Here is a 912-nt window from a genome sequence, read left to right as displayed (position 1 = left end):
GCGCCTGGTATTCCGCATTCTGCGGGTGCCGCGATTCGAGATAGGTGCGCACCTGCTGGGTATGAGCCAGCGTTTTCAGCACGCCTTGCAGATCGAGCGGCTTGGCCGGGAAATCATAATAGCCGGTCATGCGGTTGGGATCGACGCGGCCGTTCTGGGCGTCGTGGGCATAGCGCAGCACACGCGCCGAAAGCGCCATCTCGAAACGGACGAGTTCTTTCAGTTGCGCATTGGCATCGGTCGACGATGCGCCGGCAGCGGGCACTTCGACCGTATAGTCGGCGGGCGTGAGGCCATAGCTTGAAGCCTCGCCAAGCACCCGCACCGCATCCTGCGCACGGCTGTTGAGGCTGGTTCCGCTTATCCAGATGAAATCCGGATTGGCCGAGTAGTACGCGATCAGCGCCTTGGCGATGTCGGGCTCGGCTAAGAGTTCGTAGTCGCCCAAGCTGGCAACCGCATCACGAAACGCGGCACCCGTAGCCGACGGGACGAAGGCGGCGTCCTGCGGTGTCGCCGGCGCCGGCGTCGCGGCCAATGCCGAGAAGTCGACGCGAACCAGCCGGTCGGCCTTGTAGGTGTAGTAGGACGGGCTGCTGATCTTCACATTGCCGCCGCCGCCACCGGACACTTTCGGCTTTGGCTTGTTCTTCGGTGGCGGGGGCGGAAACTCGCCTTTCGGCGCATGCCTGACGCCGCCGCCGAAAAGCATGTCGAAGAGCCCCTGCGCGCCTGCCTGGGGTACACCGAAAGCCAGCGTCGCCGTGATTGCCATCAGCGGCATCACGGTTGCTTTGTTTCCGAGGAATTTCATGAATCACCCGCTCCGGCCGCAACCGGTTCCCGTTCCGCACGCTCGATCGTCCCGCTCACCGCATGGCGGATGTAAGGCGCGACTATACTGATTCATAC

Annotated in this window: 1 pseudogene; it reads right to left on the bottom strand. The window is 63.3% G+C overall.

Features of this window, described 5'->3' with window-relative positions:
• A pseudogene (locus EN991_RS37955) lies at positions 1 to 814 on the bottom strand (hypothetical protein); the annotation flags it as partial.
• Between the last annotated feature and the right edge of the window lie 98 nt (positions 815 to 912).

Source organism: Mesorhizobium sp. M7A.F.Ca.US.005.03.2.1 (assembly GCF_003997795.1).
Taxonomy (GTDB): domain Bacteria; phylum Pseudomonadota; class Alphaproteobacteria; order Rhizobiales; family Rhizobiaceae; genus Mesorhizobium; species Mesorhizobium ciceri.
This window is presented reverse-complemented; position numbering and strand designations above follow the sequence as displayed.